Here is a 16,901-nt window from a genome sequence, read left to right as displayed (position 1 = left end):
CTCAAGTCGGTCATGAGCGGTCCATCAAGTTCGCTCCGCATAGCGGACCTTGGCTCTGTCCGTATGATTGCTAAGTGATAAGGAGATCGGCATTGGACAATCTCCATGTCATTGAAAATCTTACCTGCGATCCAATCGTGTCCGTATTGTTGCAATAATGCGGATGCTTCTGGGTCTGAATAAACATCAGACCTACCATGCGTCAAAAATCCCGTACATTCGCCTTGGAGTCATCCGAACAATGGATATGACTAATTAATGCTGCTTCTGAACCTGCCCCACACAATGCTCAAGAAAATCCTGCTGTTGCCCATCCTGCTGGCTTCTAGTTCACTGGTATGGTCTCAGAGTGGGGATCAAACAAGATGTGACCGGGAACTTCTTGCCGACGTATTCGGCGATCATCAGAAAATTACCTTTGAAGGACTGAATCGCAAGAGCCAGCATGAGTGGACCGAGTTGGCTCTGGTCTGCAAGGAGAGGCCTGGTCATTCGAATCAGGTTGTCGTGGCGACGTTCTTCGTACCGAACAAGGCCCCTGCGGAGTTCGAAGCGAGGGATGTCGGCTTTGTGGTGGCATTAGTGGATCAGGCGCAGCGGCGCCTCTTGTCGCTGCACACTTCAATGTTGCAGGAAGATGGGGGTACAAATGCCTTTTGGCATGGCTCCCTTGCTATTGATACGGCCCGCAATGACCTAAAAAATGGCGTGAGGGCGATCGGCGTCCGAATGGATATTGTGCGACCGGGCTGTGCGTGGGATGGCGCATCAGGTGATACTTTGTGGCTTTTTCAGGAACAGGGGGCTGTGCTGCAGCCCGTGCTATCCGGCTTTGATATGTATCGATCAGAGCGCCAGTTCTTCAAAGGATGTGTCTGCTGTTCTCAAGAAGAGTCAAAGGGTGCGGTGCACGATGCGTCCTTAACGCTGTCGGTCGCTTCGACGTCAAGCAATGGCTACCAAGACCTCGCGATCCGGGCAACCCTTTCTTCATCCGTGTACAACCTCCCGGAAATAAAGGATGAGATAGTGTCTGGGGGACTGCTGAAATTTGATGGGCAGCAGTATCGGAGAGAGGGTGTTGAACAGGAGATTGGTGATCTCCTTGAGGCTCGAAAGCGGAAGTGCGAAAAGTGGCGTTGAACCGGTGAAGTCGCGAGATTCATCCCATGGGCTGAGCAAGCAGCTCTCAAAGGTCTTACTTATTGTTTGACACAGAGGCCTTACAAAGGCTGCTCGCTGCGCGGCCTCCTGAGGTAAGTCGCCGGTCACTTCACGTTCCTTACTGTTCGCTTCTGCAGGCTGGCAACTACCGCTATGGGCACTAAAGAGCCTTTAGAAATCTTTCCCCGGAACGTAAAACGGAGGCCGAGGCCCCCGTTTCTGCGACTGACAGTAGCGCCGGATTACTTCATTTCCGGCTCGTCCTTCTTCTTGTCGTTGCCGGCGATGAACGGGCTCCACGGCTGGGCCTTGACCGGGCCGGGCGTCTTCCAGACGACGTTGAACTGGCCATCGGCCTTCACTTCGCCGATGAATACCGACTTGTGCAGGTGGTGGTTCTTCTCGTCCATCTTGGAAACGATGCCGGACGGTGCCTTGAAGGTCTGGCCGGCCATGGCGGCGATGACCTTGTCGGTGTCGGTGGACTTGGCCTTCTCGACGGCCTGCTTCCACATGTGGATGCCGATGTAGGTGGCTTCCATCGGGTCATTCGTCACGACCTTGTCGGCGTTCGGCAGCTTGGCCTTCTTGGCCCAGTCGCGGTACATCTTCACGAACTTGTCGTTTTCCGGGTTCTTCAGCGACATGAAGTAGTTCCACGAAGCCAGGTGGCCGACCAGCGGCTTGGTATCGACGCCGCGCAGTTCCTCTTCACCAACCGAGAAGGCGACGACCGGCACATCGGTGGCCTTCAGGCCGGCGTTGCCCAGTTCCTTGTAGAAAGGCACGTTGGAGTCACCGTTGATGGTCGAAACCACGGCGGTCTTCTTGCCTTCGGAGGCGAACTTCTTGATCTTGGCGATGATGGTCTGGTAATCGCTGTGGCCGAACGGCGTGTAGTCTTCCATGATGTCGGCGTCAGCCACGCCCTTGGACTTCAGGAAGGCGCGCAGGATCTTGTTGGTGGTGCGCGGATAGACGTAGTCGGTGCCGAGCAGCACGAAGCGCTTGGCTTCGCCGCCGTCCTTGGACATCAGGTATTCGACGGCCGGAATGGCTTGCTGGTTGGGGGCGGCGCCGGTGTAGAAGACGTTCTTTTCAAGCTCTTCACCTTCGTACTGGACCGGGTAGAAGAGCAGGCCGTTCAGTTCCTTGTAAACCGGCAGCACCGACTTGCGTGACACCGAGGTCCAGCAGCCGAAGGTGACGGCGACCTTGTCCTTGGTCAGCAGCTGGCGGGCCTTTTCGGCGAACAGCGGCCAGTTGGAGGCCGGGTCGACGACGACTGGCTCGAGCTTCTTGCCGAGCACGCCGCCGGACTTGTTGATTTCGTCGATGGTCATCAGCACGGTTTCCTTGAGCGCAGTCTCGGAAATGGCCATGGTGCCGGACAGGGAATGCAGGACGCCGACCTTGATGGTGTCGGCGGCGTGAGCCGTCATGCCAATGGAAGCCAGGGCGGCGGAGAGTACGGTTGCCTTGATGAAGTTGCGACGGTTGCTCATGGAAGCTCCTCGGTTTGGGGGTCTGGTCTTACTGCGTTGTTGCAGTGCAGCGCCAGATTAAGGAGCGGGCGGTTTTGGCGGAATACGTTAGATTGCGTAGGTGGATGGATACGCCCGTCGGGAGGATTTGCTTATCAATAATTGGTAGAACTCCGTCATCGTTGTTTCGTTAATCTGTAACCTGGTCGGCGTAATCTGGCGTTCTTTTCCAGGCGCCGCCAAGAAGCGCCGAACCGCGCGATTCGATTCGCGATTTGCGGAGCGAGACATCATGAACATCAACCAGCAGCCGATTCCCGTCGTGCCCCATCTGCCGCCTGTCGTGCGCGTCGTCGTGCCGCGCTGCGTTGCCGTTCCCGCGACGCAGCAGGGACGCGATCCTGCACGTGAAGCGCTGGCCCGCCTGCAGGCCAGTCAGCAGCAAACCGACTTGTAAGGCGGGTCAGCCGCCGCGCATCTTGCTCGTCGCCAGATTCGCCGCCGCTGTGCGCGTTTCGACGCCGAGTTTCTCGAAAACATGCTCCAAATGCTTGTTGACCGTGCGCGGGCTGTTGCCGAGGATGTCGCCGATGTCGTTGCTGGTCTTGCCCTGGGCGACCCAGTAGAGCACCTCGGCTTCGCGCTGGGTCAGGCGGAAGGCGGCGATCAGCGATTCGATGGCGGAGGCGTCGTTTTCCTCGCGCAGCACGACCAGCCATTCGTCGTCGCCGGTCTGGTCGTGGAAGGAGGCGAGCAGGCGGCGGCTGCCGTTGGCGCACAACAGCGGGCCGGGTTCGCGGTTGTCGCGGCGTGCCTTGTGGGCGCCGGCGATCCAGTTCAGGAGTTCTTCGGGGGCGACGTCTTCCGGGTTGGCGAAATAATCGTTGAGCAGCTTCCTGGCCAGCGGCGTCTGCCAGACGATGCGGCTGTCGGCGGCGCGCACCGCCACCGTGGCTTGGCCGAAGGCATCGAGCGCCGTGCGCGCCTGCTTCATCTGGCGGGCGTTCTGCATGTGGGCGGCGATGCGCGCCAAAACTTCCGGCGGGCGGATCGGTTTGGTCACGTAATCGGCGCCGCCGGCCGCGAAGGCGGCGACGACGTGTTCGGTTTCGGTGAGCCCGGTCATGAAGACGATGGGGATGTGCTGCGTCGAGAAATCGGCCTTCAGCCGGCGCGCCACCTCGAAGCCGTCCATGCCGGGCATCAGCGCGTCGAGCAGGATGACGTCGGGCAGGCTCTGGCGGGCGCGCTGCAGCGCCGATTCGCCGTTGGTGGCGACGAGCACGGTGTAGCCGGTGTCGTCGAGCGCATCGTGGAGCAGCGAAAGGTTTTCCGGCACGTCATCGACGATCAGCACGATGTCGGAGATGTTGCCGGCGATGGGTGGCGTACGGTCGACCTTCGTCATGGGTGCATTTTCCTGAGAATTTCCTTCATCGCATCGAACTGGAACTGGCGCGCCAGATCGCGCAGGACGCGGACGAATTCGCCGTGTTGCGGGTCCAGTCGTTCGATTTCGGCGAGCTTGTTGAGCATGCCGCGCAGGTAGCCGAGGTTGATCAGCTCGTCGAGCGCCGCCAGGTGGCTGGCGTCGGGCGCGATCAGCGGTGGCGGTTCGCTCGGTGCGGCGGCCGGTGGCGGACTGTCGGCGGTGATCCATTCGAGTTGCAACTGGCGGCCGATCCAGTCGAGCAGTTCATTGACGCGCAGCGGCTTGACGATGAAATCCTGCGGCGCGATGCCGACATCGTTGTCCAGGCCCTTGTCGAAGGCATTGGCCGAGAGGATGGCGATGTGGGCGTCGCTGAGGCCTTGCTGGCGGATGCGACGGATGGTTTCCCAGCCGTCGATGCCGGGCATGCCGAGATCCATGAAAATCAGGTGCGGCGCAAAGCGCGGAACGCTGGCCAGGCATTCGTAACCGCTGGCCGCCTGTTCGACGATGAAGCCGAGCGGTTCGAGCACGCTTTGCAACATGTCGCGATCGACCTTTTCGTTATCGACGACCAGGATACGCCGGCGCACGCCGACATAGCCGATGCGGTTGAGCCGGCTCAGCTCGCGCGCTGCCTGGCGGGCATGCACCTGCGGCAGGAAGAGGCGGATGCGGAACAGCGTGCCCTCGCCGGGCGTGCTGCTCAACTGCATTTCGCCGCCCATCAGGTCGGTCAGCATGCGGGCGATGGTCAGGCCGACGCCGCTGCCGCCGGCCTGCACGCTGCTGCCGCGCACGAAGGGTTCGAAGATGCGTTCGAGGTCGGCGGCGGCGATGCCGGGGCCGCTGTCGCGGATTTCGAACACCGCCATCTCGCGCCGGCATTCGACCTTGAAAGCGACGCCGCCGCGCACCGTGAACTTGATCGCGTTGCCGAGCACGTTGATCAGGATCTGGCGCAGGCGTCTTTCGTCGGCGCGGACGATGGCGGGAATCTCGCCGCTCGGCTGGTAGTCGAAGGACAGCCCCTTGTTGCGCGCCTGCAGTTCGAACATGCCGACGATCTGCTGCAGGAAGTCGGGGAAGTCGAGCGGCTTGACCTCCAGGGTCAGCTTGCCGCCCTCGATGCGCGCGATGTCCAGCGTGCCTTCGATGACCGACAGCAGGTGGTCGCCGCTTTTCCTGATCACGCTGACCGCCTGCTTGCGGCTGGGCGGGATGTTTTCATCGGCATCGAGAATCTGCGCGTAGCCGAGGATGCTGTTGAGCGGCGTGCGCAGTTCGTGGCTGATCGCCGTGATGTAGCGGCTCTTTGCCTGGTTGGCCTGCTCGGCGACCTGGCGGGCCTTCTGCAGGGCTTCGTCGGTGCGCTGGTGCGACTCGATTTCCTGGATCAGCAATTGCGTCTGGCGGTTCGACTCTTCCTGTGCGACCTGCCGGCTCTGCTGGGTCAGCACCATCCACCAGGCGACGACGCCGGAGAGCATGAGCAGGGCGGCGAAGGCCTTGATGAAGGTATCCTGCAGCGCGGCGATGAGCAGGGTCTGTTCGGCCCCGAGCGCGAGCAGTTCGTGCGTGTACAGCACGCCGAGGACGAGCGCCAGGATAGGCACGATGCCGGCCATCAGCAGCAGGTAATGGCCGAGGCCGGTTTCCAGGTAGGGCCGGGCGACCGCCGGCAGCAGGCGGCGCAGGACGCCGTTCCATTGCGCCGCGAGATTGGCCTGCGGTTTGCACAGATCGTGGCAGCGGGCGTCGAGCGAGCAGCATAGCGAGCAGATCTGCCCCTGGTAGGCCGGGCAGTGCGCCATGTCCTCGCTCTCGTAATCGCGTTCGCAAATCACGCATTTCTGGACGTCGACCGCTGGCGGCAGGGCCGGGCGCGCCAGGTAATAGCGGCCGCCGGTCGCCCAGGCGATCAGCGGCGCACAGAGCAGGGCGGTGCCGAGCGCGACGAAGGACGCGTAGGGCTGGATCTCGCTGCCGAGCAGGCCGACGAAGGCGGCGATCGAGAGCAGCGAGGCAATGCCCATGGCGCCGACGCCGACCGGGTTGATGTCGTAGAGATTGCTGCGCTTGAATTCCATGCCCGGCGGCGACAGGCCGAGCGGCTTGTTGATGACGAGATCGGCGACCACTGCCGCCATCCACGAAATGGCGATATTGGAATAGAGGCCGAGCACTTGGCCGAGCGCCTGGAAGACGTTGAGTTCCATGAGCAGCAGGGCGATCAGCGTATTGAAGACGACCCAGACGACGCGCCCCGGATGGCTGTGGGTCAGGCGGGCGAAGAAATTGGACCAGGCCAGCGAGCCGGCATAGGCGTTGGTGACATTGATCTTCAATTGCGAGACGACGACGAACAGCGTTGTCGCGGCGATGGCCAGCGTCGTGTTGTCGAAGACGTGCGAGAAGCCGATCAGGTACATCTGGTTGGGATCGACCGCCTTGGCCGCCGGCACCGCATTGCGCAGCGCCAGCCAGGCGAGCAGGGCGCCGCCCAGCATCTTGAGGATGCCGGGCACGACCCAGCCCGGACCGCCGACGATGACGCCGAACCACCAGCGGCGCGCGTTGGCCGGCGTCTTTTCCGGCATGAAACGCAGGTAATCGACCTGTTCGCCCATCTGCGTGACCATGGCGATGCCGACGGTGAGCGCCGCGCCGAACAGGTGCGGATCGAAGCCGGGCGGTGCGCCGTGTTCGCCGCCATAACTCCACAGCCCGGCCAGGGCTTGCGGTTCCTCGATGAACAGGAAGGCGTAGGGCAGCACGAGCAGGAACAGCCAGAGCGGCTGCGTCCACGCCTGCAGCTTGCTGATCGCGGTGACGCCGTGGGTGACCAGCGGGATGACGACCAGGGCGCAGATCAGGTAGCCCCAGGCCGGCGGAATGCCGAAGGCGAGTTCGAGCGCATAGGCCATGATCGCCGCTTCGAGGGCGAAGAAAATGAAGGTGAAGCTGGCGTAGATCAGCGAGGTGATGGTCGAGCCGATGTAGCCGAAGCCGGCGCCGCGCGTCAGCAGGTCCATGTCCAGACCGTAGCGGGCGGCGGTGCTGCTGATCGGCAGGCCGATCAGGAAAATGATCAGGCCGGTCGCGAAAATCGCCCAGAAGGCGTTGATGAAGCCGGCCTGCACCATCATCGTCGCGCCGACCGCTTCGAGCACCAGGAAGGAAGCGGCGCCGAAAGCGGTGTTGGCGACGCGCATTTCCGACCACTTGCGGAAACTGCGCGGCGTGAAGCGCAGGGCGTAGTCCTCAAGCGTTTCGTTGGCGACCCAGGTGTTGTAGTCGCGGCGGATCTTGATGACTTTCTGGGTGGCGGCAGCGGGATTCATGGAGAAATTAGAACATGATTTTTCCGCTCGTCGTTTGCCTGGCGGAAGTTTGTTGCGGGGCGCGGCCCTTTTGCGGCACATTGCCCGGCCAGCTTCGTGCAAGCGCGGTGCCAGCGATCAAATCGGTCGATGTTATGATACGGCCCCCGTCATGGCAGGGGCATTTGCTTCCGCCACAGCCTCATGCGACTGACCAAACTCAAACTCGCCGGTTTCAAATCCTTTGTCGATCCGACTGCGGTTGCCCTGCCCGGGCAGCTGGTCGGCGTCGTCGGCCCCAATGGCTGCGGCAAATCCAACATCATGGATGCCGTGCGCTGGGTGCTGGGCGAGTCAAAAGCTTCCGAGCTGCGCGGCGAGTCGATGATGGACGTCATCTTCAACGGCTCGTCGAACCGCAAGCCGGTGTCGCGCGCCTCGGTCGAACTGATTTTTGACAATCTGCTCGGTCGCGCCCTTGGCCAGTGGACGCAATATTCCGAGCTTTCGGTCAAGCGCACGCTGACCCGCCAGGGCCAGTCGGACTACTTCATCAATAACCAGAAGGTCCGCCGCAAGGACATCACCGACCTCTTCCTCGGTACCGGCCTCGGGCCGCGCGCCTACGCCATCATCGGCCAGGGCATGATCGCCCGCATCATCGAGGCGCGCCCGGACGATCTGCGCGTCTTCCTCGAAGAAGCCGCCGGCGTGACGCGCTACAAGGAGCGCCGCAAGGAAACGAACGGCCGTCTCGAGGACACGCGCGAAAACCTGCTGCGGGTTGAGGACATCCGCCAGGAACTCGGCAACCAGATTGAGCGCCTTGGCGCCCAGGCCGAAGTGGCACGTCGCTACCACGCGCTCAATGAACAGCTGGTGCAGCGCCAGCAGATTCTCTGGCTGTTGAAAAAGCGCGAGGCCGAGGCCGAACGCCAGCGCCTGTCGCTCGAAGTCGAGCGCGCCACCACCGATCTCGAAGCGCAAAGTGCCGCCCTGCGCGAAACCGAGGCGCGCGCCGAAGCCATGCGCGAGACGCATTTCGCTGCTGGCGACGCGCTGCATCAGGCGCAGAGCGATATGTACGCGGCCAATGCCGAAGTCGCCAAACTTGAAGCCGAAATCCGCCATCGCCGCGAATCGCGCAGCCAGCTCGAAGCGCGCATCGTCCAGCTCGAAGGCGAACTGGCGCAATGGACGCAAACTGCCGAGCAGCTGGCGGTCGACCGGCAAAAATGGGAAGAAACCGAGGAAATCGCCCGCCTCAAGGTCGAGGAGGCCGCCGAGCGCCTCAACGAACAGATGGACATCGCGCCGCAGGTCGAGGAAGACCACGCCCAGGCGCTCGACGAGCTGCAGCGCCTGAAGACGCGCACCGCCAACGGCGAGCAGCGCCTCGAAGTCGAACTGACCAACAAGGCGCACGCCCAGCGCGCCCTGCAGGGCATTGTCCAGCGCCGCGAACGCCTGCGCGACGAGGGCGGCGGCCAGAATGCGCCGGATGCCATGGACCTCGCCGAGAAGGAAGAGGAACTCGACCTGCTGCGCGAGGAACTGGCCGGCGACCAGGATCACCTGCAGCAACTGCAGCAGGAACTGCCGCAACTCGAAGCCAGCCGCCGCCAGATGCGCGAGGAACTGCAGCGCATCGAGCGCGAACTGGCCGCCGGCCAGGCGCGCCGCGCCGCGCTCGAGCAGATGCAGGCGCGCGTGCGCGACAGCGGCACCTTGCCCGAGTGGTTGCGCCGGCACGGTCTCGATGCCGCCGTGCCGCTGTGGCAGCAGATTCACGTCGAAGCCGGCTGGGAGTCGGCGGTCGAAGCGGTGCTGCGCGAACGCCTCAACGCGATTGCCTGCGCCGACAGCGGCAAGCTCGACGCATGGCTGCACGACCGCCCCGAAGCGCGGCTAAGCGTGATGCTGCCGGCGCCGGCGGATTTGCCTCCGGAAACGGCGTCGACCGCTGCGCACCTCGGCCAGCGCGTGCGCTGCACCAGCCCGGAGCTGGCCGGCGTGCTCGCCGACTGGCTGGCGCCGGTGCTGACCGCCGAGTCGCTCGATGTGGCGCTTGCCCGGCGCGGCGAACTGCGGCCCGGCGAAGTGCTGGTCACCCAGGGCGGCGACCTGATCACCCGTTGCAGCCTGAATTTCTTTGCGCCCGACAAGGGCGAACACGGCTTGCTCGAACGCCAGCGCGAAATCGAAAGCCTGGCCGAAGGTATTGCCGATTTCGCGGAAAAGGCCGAAGCCGGGCGCGAACAGGTCGAACTGCTCGACGAGCAATTTGCCGACAAGCAGGAAGAAATCGGCGAAATCCGCCAGTACGTCACCGACCGCCAGCAACGTGTGCATGCCGTGCAGCTCGAGGTGGTCAAGCTGAGCCAGGCGATCGAGCGCCACCGCGAGCAGCGCGAACGCCTGCAGGAACAGATGGCCGAACTGGCCGAGGAAGAAGAAGCCGAGCGCGAGCGCGAGATGGCCGCGGACGAGAAGATCGCCGAAGTGCGCGACGGTCTGGCGCGCATCCGCGTTCTTGTTGTGGGCGCCCAGTCGCGCCTTGACGAGTGCGAGCGGGCGGTGCGTGCCGAGCGCGAGCGCAATTCCGATTTCGACCGCGCCTTGCGCGAAGCGCAGTTCTCGCTGCGCGAGGCGCAGGGCAAGCTGCAGGACGTCTTTGCGCAGCAGGCGACGGCGCAGCGCGAGCTGAACCGGGTCGGCAAGGACCTGGCGCAATGCGCCGAGCAGGTCGAGGCGGCGCCGGCCGACGTCATGGAAGATAACCTGCAGATCGCGCTCGAACTGCGCCAGGAGCGCGAAATGGCGCTGGCCGAAAAGCGCGATGCGCTGGAGGCGGCAACTAACGCGCTGCGCGGCCTCGAAGAACAGCGCATGAAGATCGAGCAGGGCCTCGAACCGCTGCGCGTCCGCATTGGCGAGCTCAAGCTCAAGGAACAGGCGGCGGCACTCAATACCGAGCAGTTCTCGCTGCAACTGCTCGAAGCCGGCGCCGACGAGGCGGCCTTGCTGCCCGAGTTGGGCAACGCCAAGCCGGCCAGCCTGCAGGGTGAAATCACCCGGCTCGGCAACGCCATTACCGAACTCGGCGCGGTCAACCTCGCAGCCTTGCAGGAACTGGACACCGCGACCGAGCGCAAGGGCTATCTCGACATGCAGGCGGCCGACCTGACCGAAGCGATGGAAACCCTGGAAAACGCGATCCGCCGCATCGACCGCGAGACGCGTGACTTGCTGCAGACCACCTTCGATACGGTCAACGGTCATTTCGGGCAACTTTTCCCGGAACTGTTCGGCGGTGGCCGCGCCGAGCTGGTGATGACCGGCGAGGAAATCCTCGATGCCGGCGTGCAGGTCATCGCGCAGCCGCCGGGCAAGAAGAATTCGACCATTCACCTGCTCTCCGGCGGCGAAAAGGCGCTGACCGCGATTGCGCTGGTTTTCTCGATGTTCCAGTTGAACCCGGCGCCGTTCTGCCTGCTCGACGAGGTCGATGCGCCGCTCGATGATTCCAATACCGAGCGTTTCTGCGGCATGGTGAAGAAAATGTCGGCGAATACGCAGTTCTTATTTATTTCCCATAATAAAATCGCGATGGAAATGGCCGAACAGCTGGTCGGCGTCACCATGCAGGAATCCGGTGTTTCGCGCGTGGTGGAAGTGGATATCGAAGAAGCTTTGAAGATGAGGGATGCATGACCGAACTCCAGTTGGGACTGATCGGCCTGGGCGCGAGCGCAGTGGTTGGCGTATTCGCCTATAACAAGTGGCAGGAATACCGCCACCGCAAACTGGCGGAAGCCGTCTTCAAGCCGCAGCACGATGATGTTCTGCTCGGCGCCACGCCGCCGGCCGCCAGGGTGGAAGCCGCACCGTTGCGCAGCGAACCGGAAATCCGTATCGAAGAGCCGGCAGCGGTCGACCGTCGCGTCGAGCCGGTTTTCAATGACGTGCCCTACAGTGACCCCTATCCGACCGAACCGGGTGTGGACGAAGTCATCGAAATCGGGGAACCGGCGCTTTTCGTCGAGGAACCGGATGCGCCGCCGCAATTCGTGCAGCCGCATGCCGCGCCGCTTGTCCAGGCGCCTGCGAAACCGGTTGCCAAGCCGCTTGCCGAACCCGTTGTTGCCGCGCCGGAAGAACTGCCGGCGGAAGTCCCGGCCAGTCCTGTACCGGCCGAACTGCTCGATCCGCGTCTGGAACTGGTGGTCGCCCTCGAAATGGTCGAGCCGGTCGCCGTGCAGCAGATCCTGCATTCGCAGCGCGACGTGCTGCAGCGCATCAACAAGCCGGTGCATTGGATCGGCTTCAACGAACGCAACCGTGAGTGGGAGCGCCTGACGCCGGAAAGTACGGCGAAGGTGCGCCGCCTGCGCGTCGGCCTGCAACTGGTCAATCGCATGGGACCGGTTTCCGAAGGCGACCTGACCGTCTTCGTCAATGCCATCCATGCGCTGGCCGACGAACTGATGGCCGTGGTCGACATGCCGTCCTCGCGCGTCCTCGATCAGGCGGCCGAGATCGACCGTTTCTGTGCTGCGGTCGACCTCGAAATCGGCATCAATCTGGTCAGCCGGGCGAGTGCCTTCTCGGGTACCAAGATTCGCGCCCTGGCCGAAGCCGCCGGCATGGTGCTCGGCGTCGATGGCATGTTCACCCGCTACGATGACGACGGCCGCGCCCAGTTCAGCCTGCAGAATTTCGAAAGCACGCAGTTCTCGCCCGATACCGTACGCAGCCTGAGCACGCATGGCCTGACCTTCCTGCTCGATGTGCCGCGCGTCGATCACGGCGAACGCGTGTTCGGGCAGATGTCCGAGCTCGCCAAGCGCTTTGCCGATACGCTGCAGGGCGCGCTGGTCGATGACAACCGCCAGCCCTTGTCCGATTCGCAGCTTGAGCATATCCGGCGCGAATTCATCGGCAAGCCGCAGGCAACGATGGCCAGTTTCGGCCTGCCCGCCGGTTCGCCCCAGGCGCTGCGGCTGTTCTCCTGATGGCCGGTGCGGTCGAGACGCAGCGCGCGGCAGAGCTGCGCGCCGAGCTTGAGCGTCATAACCAGGCTTATTACGTCCACGACAATCCGAGCATTCCGGATGCCGAGTACGACAAGCTGTTTCGTGAGCTGCAGGGGCTCGAGCAGCAATATCCCGAACTGCTGACGGCCGATTCGCCGACGCAGCGGGTGGGGGCGGCGCCGCTCAAGGAATTCCCGCCGCGCCAGCACGGCGTGCCCATGCTCTCGCTCAACAATGCCTTCGCCGAAGCCGAGGTCGAGGCCTTCGACCAGCGCGTGCGCGACGGCCTGCACAGCATCGCCACGGTCGACTATGCCGTGGAGCCGAAATTCGATGGCCTGGCGATCAGCCTGACCTACGAAAACGGCGTGTTCACCTGCGGCGCCACGCGCGGCGACGGGATGACCGGCGAGGAAGTGACGCCCAATCTGCGCACCCTGCGCGGCATTCCGTTGCGTCTGGCAGGCGAAGGCTGGCCGGCGCTGATCGAAGTCCGCGGCGAAGTGCTGATGTTCAAGGCCGATTTCGCCAAACTCAACGAACGCCAGCGCGAGAACGGCGACAAGGAGTTTGCCAATCCGCGCAATGCCGCCGCCGGCAGCCTGCGCCAGCTCGATTCGAAAATCACCGCCGGCCGGCCGCTGTCCTTCTTCGCCTATGGCGTCGGTCTGGGCGCCGATGCGGTCGACGCCGCAACGCATGCCGAATTGATGGACAGGCTGGCCGCCTGGGGGTTTCCGGTGGCCGCCGAGCGTGACGTCGTGCACGGTAGTCGCGGCCTGCTCGATTATTTTGTCCGGATCGGCGCGCAACGCCCGAGCCTGCCCTACGACATTGACGGCGTGGTCTACAAGGTCAATTCGCTGGCGGCGCAGGAGGAGCTCGGCTTTGTTTCACGCGCGCCGCGCTTTGCCATTGCCCACAAATTCCCGGCCGAAGAGGCCTTGACCGTGGTCGAGGCGATCGACATCCAGGTCGGCCGTACCGGCGCACTGACCCCGGTCGCCCGTCTGGCGCCGGTCTTCGTCGGCGGCGTCACGGTGACCAACGCGACGCTGCACAATGAAGACGAACTGCGCCGCAAGGACGTTCACGTCGGTGACACGGTGGTGGTGCGCCGCGCCGGCGACGTCATTCCCGAGGTGGTCAGCGTCGTTGCCGAACGCCGGCCGGCCACCGCCCAGCCTTTCGTCATGCCCGACGCCTGCCCGGTGTGCGGCGCGCACGTCGTGCGCGAGCCGGGCGAGGCGGTGACGCGCTGTTCCGGCGGTTTTTCCTGCCGGGCGCAGCGCATTCAGGCCATCCTGCATTTTGCCGGGCGCCGGATGCTGGATATCGACGGTCTGGGCGAGCGCTACGTCGAGCGCCTGGTTGAATTCGATTATGTGCATGGCATCGCCGATCTGTATCGTCTCAAGCTCGACGACCTGCTGGAAATGAAGCGGCGTGCCGACGAGAAGGATGGAACGGTGCCGGAAACGGTCAAGGCCGGCCAGACGCCGACGCGCTGGGCTGAGAACCTGCTCGCCGGCATCGCCGCCAGCCGCCGGCCCAGTCTGGCCCGCCTGCTTTTCGCGCTGGGCATCCGCCATGTCGGCGAAAGCACGGCCAAGACCCTGGCCGACTGGCTGGGCAGTGTCGAGCGCGTGCGGCGTGCGCCGGCGCCCTTGCTTGCCGTGCTGCCCGACATCGGCGCCACGGTGGCGGCGGCGATTGCCGATTTCTTTGCCGAAGAACGCAATGTCCAGGCGGTCGACGAGCTGTTGTGCCCGGAAATCGGCGTCGCGCCGGCCGACGAGCATGCGCCGCGGCCCGGTCTGGCCGAACGCCTGGGCTGGGCCGAACTCTATGCCGTGCTCGGCGTGCCGCGCCTGACGCCGGTGCGCGCCAAACAGCTCGCCGCCGTTGTCGACGGTGCGACGCTGGCGACGCAGGGGATCAATGCGGCGGCGCTGTCCGGCGCCGGCATTCCCGGCGAGGTCATCACGGCGCTCGGCGAGTGGTTGCAGGCGCGCGGCAATCGTGGTCTGCTGGCTGCTGTGGCGACGCGGCGTGACGAACTGCTGGCGGCGCTGCCGGCGGTCGGCGCGCAGGATGTCGCAGCGGCACCGCTGCTCGGCAAGACCTTCGTGCTGACCGGTACGCTGCCGACCCTGAAGCGCGACGAAGCCAAGGCGATGATCGAAACCGCCGGCGGCAAGGTGGCTGGCTCGGTGTCGAAGAAGACGGATTACGTGTTGGCCGGCGAAGAAGCCGGCTCCAAGCTGGAAAAGGCGCAGGAACTGGGTGTTGCTGTGCTCGATGAAACAGAATTTTTGCTATTGCTCGAAAAGGGAGTCGAATAATGAAAAAAGTCAGGAAAGCTGTCTTTCCCGTGGCCGGCATGGGCACCCGTTTTTTGCCGGCGACCAAGGCCAGCCCGAAGGAAATGCTGCCCATCGTCGACAAGCCGCTGATCCAGTTCGCGGTTGAAGAAGCCGTTGCCGCCGGCATTACCGACATGATTTTCGTGACCGGGCGTTCCAAGCGCTCGATCGAGGATCACTTCGACAAGGCCTACGAGCTGGAAAGCGAACTCGAAGCGCGCGGCAAGAACGAGTTGCTCGACTTCGTGCGCAACATGATTCCGAAGAACATCAACTGCATCTACATCCGCCAGGCCGAAGCGCTCGGTCTCGGCCACGCCGTGCTCTGCGCCAAGCCGGTGATCGGCGACGAGCCGTTCGCGGTCATCCTTGCCGACGACCTGCTCGATGGTGAAGTGGCCGTGATGAAGCAGATGACCGACACCTATGATTACTACCGCTGTTCCGTGCTCGGCGTGCAGGATGTGCCGCGCGCCGATACCAAGAGCTACGGTATCGTCGATGCGCGCCGCGTCGCCGACCGCCTCGAACAGGTCAATGCCATCGTCGAGAAGCCGAAGCCGGAAGACGCGCCGTCCACGCTGGCCGTGGTCGGTCGCTACATCCTGACGCCGCGCATCTTCCATCACCTGGAAAACATCAAGCCGGGTTCCGGCGGCGAGATCCAGCTGACCGACGGCATCGCCTCGTTGCTCTCCGAAGAGCAGGTGCTCGCCTACCGCTACGAAGGCACCCGCTACGACTGCGGCTCCAAGTTGGGCTACCTGCAGGCGACGGTCGTCTTCGGCCAGCGTCACCATGAAGTCGGGCCGGCCTTCGATGCCTACCTGAAGACCCTGGGGCAATAAATGGACGCACAAAAAGCCCGCAAGCTGCTCGCCGAGGCCGAACTGATCCACTCCGAGGCCGCCGTCCAGGCGGCGCTCGACGAGGTCGCCGGGTGCATCCGCAGCCAGTTGTCCGAGAAGAATCCGCTGGTCCTCTGCGTGATGACCGGCGGTGTGATCTTTACCGGTCAACTGCTGCCCAAGCTCGATTTTCCCCTCGACTTCGATTACCTGCATGCCACGCGCTACGGCGCCGACACCCAGGGCGGCAAGATTTCCTGGCGCATGGCGCCGTGGACTTCGGTCAAGGGGCGCACCGTGCTGGTGGTGGATGACATCCTCGACGAGGGCGTCACCCTGGCCGCGGTCAAGGACAGCCTGCTGCAGCTTGGCGCCGACGAAGTGCTGCTCGCCGTGTTTACCGACAAGCTGAACGGCAAGAACAAGCCGATTGCGGCCGATTTCGTCGCCTTGCCGGTGCCGGATCGTTTCGTCTTCGGTTACGGCATGGATGTCGATGGCGCCTGGCGCAACCTGCCGGCCATCTATGCGATGAAAGAAGACTGATGAGTGGCGCCACCGTCGCCGAGTTTCTCGGCTACTGGGAAGCGGAAGGGCAGCACTACGTGCGGCGCGGCGACTACGAATGGATGGCATCGCTGGTGCCGGGCAAGCGGGTGCTGGAAATCGGCTGCGGCGTCGGTTTCGCGACGCAGGCGCTGGCGGCGCGCGGCTTGTCCGTGCTCGCCATCGACACGCTGCCGGAATGTCTGGCGGCGACGCAGGCGCGCGTGGCGGGGCAGGATGTCACGCTGCTCGAAGCCGACGTCATGGCCTTGTCAGACGGTCAACGTCGGGAAATCGCCGATTTTGCCCCGGATACGGTGGTTTGCTGGCTGATGGGCGCGCCGGCCACGGTCACCGGTGCGACGGCGAGCGATGGCGGCAAGGCGGTGGTCGCCTACCGCGAGAAGATCCACCGCGGCATCGCCGAACTGGCGGCCAGCCTGCCGGGCGTGCAGGCGTTCCACCTCGTCGACCGGACGGTGATTCCCTGGCAGGCCAAGGACATCGGCCGCGACACCCTGGTCGGTTACCACGCCGGCAAGACCCTGCGCGATCTGCCCCTGCTTGCCGAGCGCAAACAGGCGCTGTATCGCAAGATCGACGGCAACTCGCCGGAAATCGAAAGAATGCGCAAATCGCACCCCTCGCTGAAGAGCGCGGTGCCCGTGCTGGCTTCGCTGCTGGCCGAAAGGAAAAAATAAT

At 63.8% G+C, this 16,901-nt stretch carries 11 protein-coding genes; 8 read left to right on the top strand and 3 right to left on the bottom strand.

From position 1 onward, the window contains the following. Positions 1-258: 258 nt before the first annotated feature. On the top strand, positions 259-1,143 hold the full coding sequence (locus KI612_RS12160; RefSeq protein WP_226440346.1) for a PA3715 family protein: 885 nt from the start codon (positions 259-261) through the stop codon (positions 1,141-1,143). Positions 1,144-1,406: 263 nt separating this feature from the next. On the opposite strand, the gene urtA is transcribed toward KI612_RS12160, so the two are convergent. Then, positions 1,407-2,669 (bottom strand): urea ABC transporter substrate-binding protein, encoded by a 1,263-nt coding sequence (gene urtA / locus KI612_RS12155; RefSeq protein WP_226440345.1) that lies wholly within the window; start codon positions 2,667-2,669, stop codon positions 1,407-1,409. Between the two features lie 271 nt (positions 2,670-2,940). Between urtA and KI612_RS12150 the strand changes: the two genes are divergently transcribed. Further along, positions 2,941-3,105 carry a hypothetical protein gene (locus tag KI612_RS12150; RefSeq protein WP_226440344.1) on the top strand — a complete coding sequence of 55 codons (165 nt, stop codon included), beginning with the start codon at positions 2,941-2,943 and terminating at the stop codon, positions 3,103-3,105. Between the two features lie 6 nt (positions 3,106-3,111). On the opposite strand, the gene KI612_RS12145 is transcribed toward KI612_RS12150, so the two are convergent. Further along, the gene (locus tag KI612_RS12145) at positions 3,112-4,056 is read right to left on the bottom strand and encodes a response regulator transcription factor (protein WP_226440343.1); all 945 of its coding nucleotides are present in this window, start codon (positions 4,054-4,056) and stop codon (positions 3,112-3,114) included. Next, positions 4,053-7,424, bottom strand: a complete 3,372-nt coding sequence (locus tag KI612_RS12140; RefSeq protein WP_226440342.1) for a hybrid sensor histidine kinase/response regulator — start codon at positions 7,422-7,424, stop codon at positions 4,053-4,055. Before KI612_RS12140 ends, KI612_RS12145 begins: the two co-directional genes overlap by 4 nt. Positions 7,425-7,607: 183 nt before the next feature. Between KI612_RS12140 and smc the strand changes: the two genes are divergently transcribed. The 6 genes from smc to KI612_RS12110 are packed head-to-tail and all read left to right on the top strand — an operon-like array spanning position 7,608 to position 16,900. Then, positions 7,608-11,117, top strand: coding sequence for a chromosome segregation protein SMC (gene smc, locus KI612_RS12135; RefSeq protein WP_226440341.1), 3,510 nt, complete (start codon positions 7,608-7,610; stop codon positions 11,115-11,117). Continuing rightward, entirely contained in the window at positions 11,114-12,418 is a 1,305-nt protein-coding gene (locus KI612_RS12130) for a cell division protein ZipA C-terminal FtsZ-binding domain-containing protein (protein ID WP_226440340.1), read from the top strand. Before smc ends, KI612_RS12130 begins: the two co-directional genes overlap by 4 nt. Then, positions 12,418-14,784: an NAD-dependent DNA ligase LigA gene (gene ligA / locus KI612_RS12125; protein ID WP_226440339.1), complete on the top strand. Its 2,367-nt coding sequence runs from the start codon at positions 12,418-12,420 to the stop codon at positions 14,782-14,784. Before KI612_RS12130 ends, ligA begins: the two co-directional genes overlap by 1 nt. Further along, positions 14,784-15,653, top strand: a complete 870-nt coding sequence (gene galU / locus KI612_RS12120) for a UTP--glucose-1-phosphate uridylyltransferase GalU (protein WP_226440338.1) — start codon at positions 14,784-14,786, stop codon at positions 15,651-15,653. The genes ligA and galU overlap by 1 nt, the downstream gene beginning before the upstream one ends. After that, positions 15,654-16,199, top strand: coding sequence for a hypoxanthine-guanine phosphoribosyltransferase (locus KI612_RS12115; protein WP_226440337.1), 546 nt, complete (start codon positions 15,654-15,656; stop codon positions 16,197-16,199). Further along, entirely contained in the window at positions 16,199-16,900 is a 702-nt protein-coding gene (locus KI612_RS12110) for a class I SAM-dependent methyltransferase (RefSeq protein WP_226440336.1), read from the top strand. Before KI612_RS12115 ends, KI612_RS12110 begins: the two co-directional genes overlap by 1 nt. The last annotated feature ends 1 nt before the right edge of the window (position 16,901 follow it).

Origin of the sequence: Quatrionicoccus australiensis (assembly GCF_020510525.1) — a bacterium.
Lineage (GTDB): Bacteria > Pseudomonadota > Gammaproteobacteria > Burkholderiales > Rhodocyclaceae > Azonexus > Azonexus australiensis_B.
This window is presented reverse-complemented; position numbering and strand designations above follow the sequence as displayed.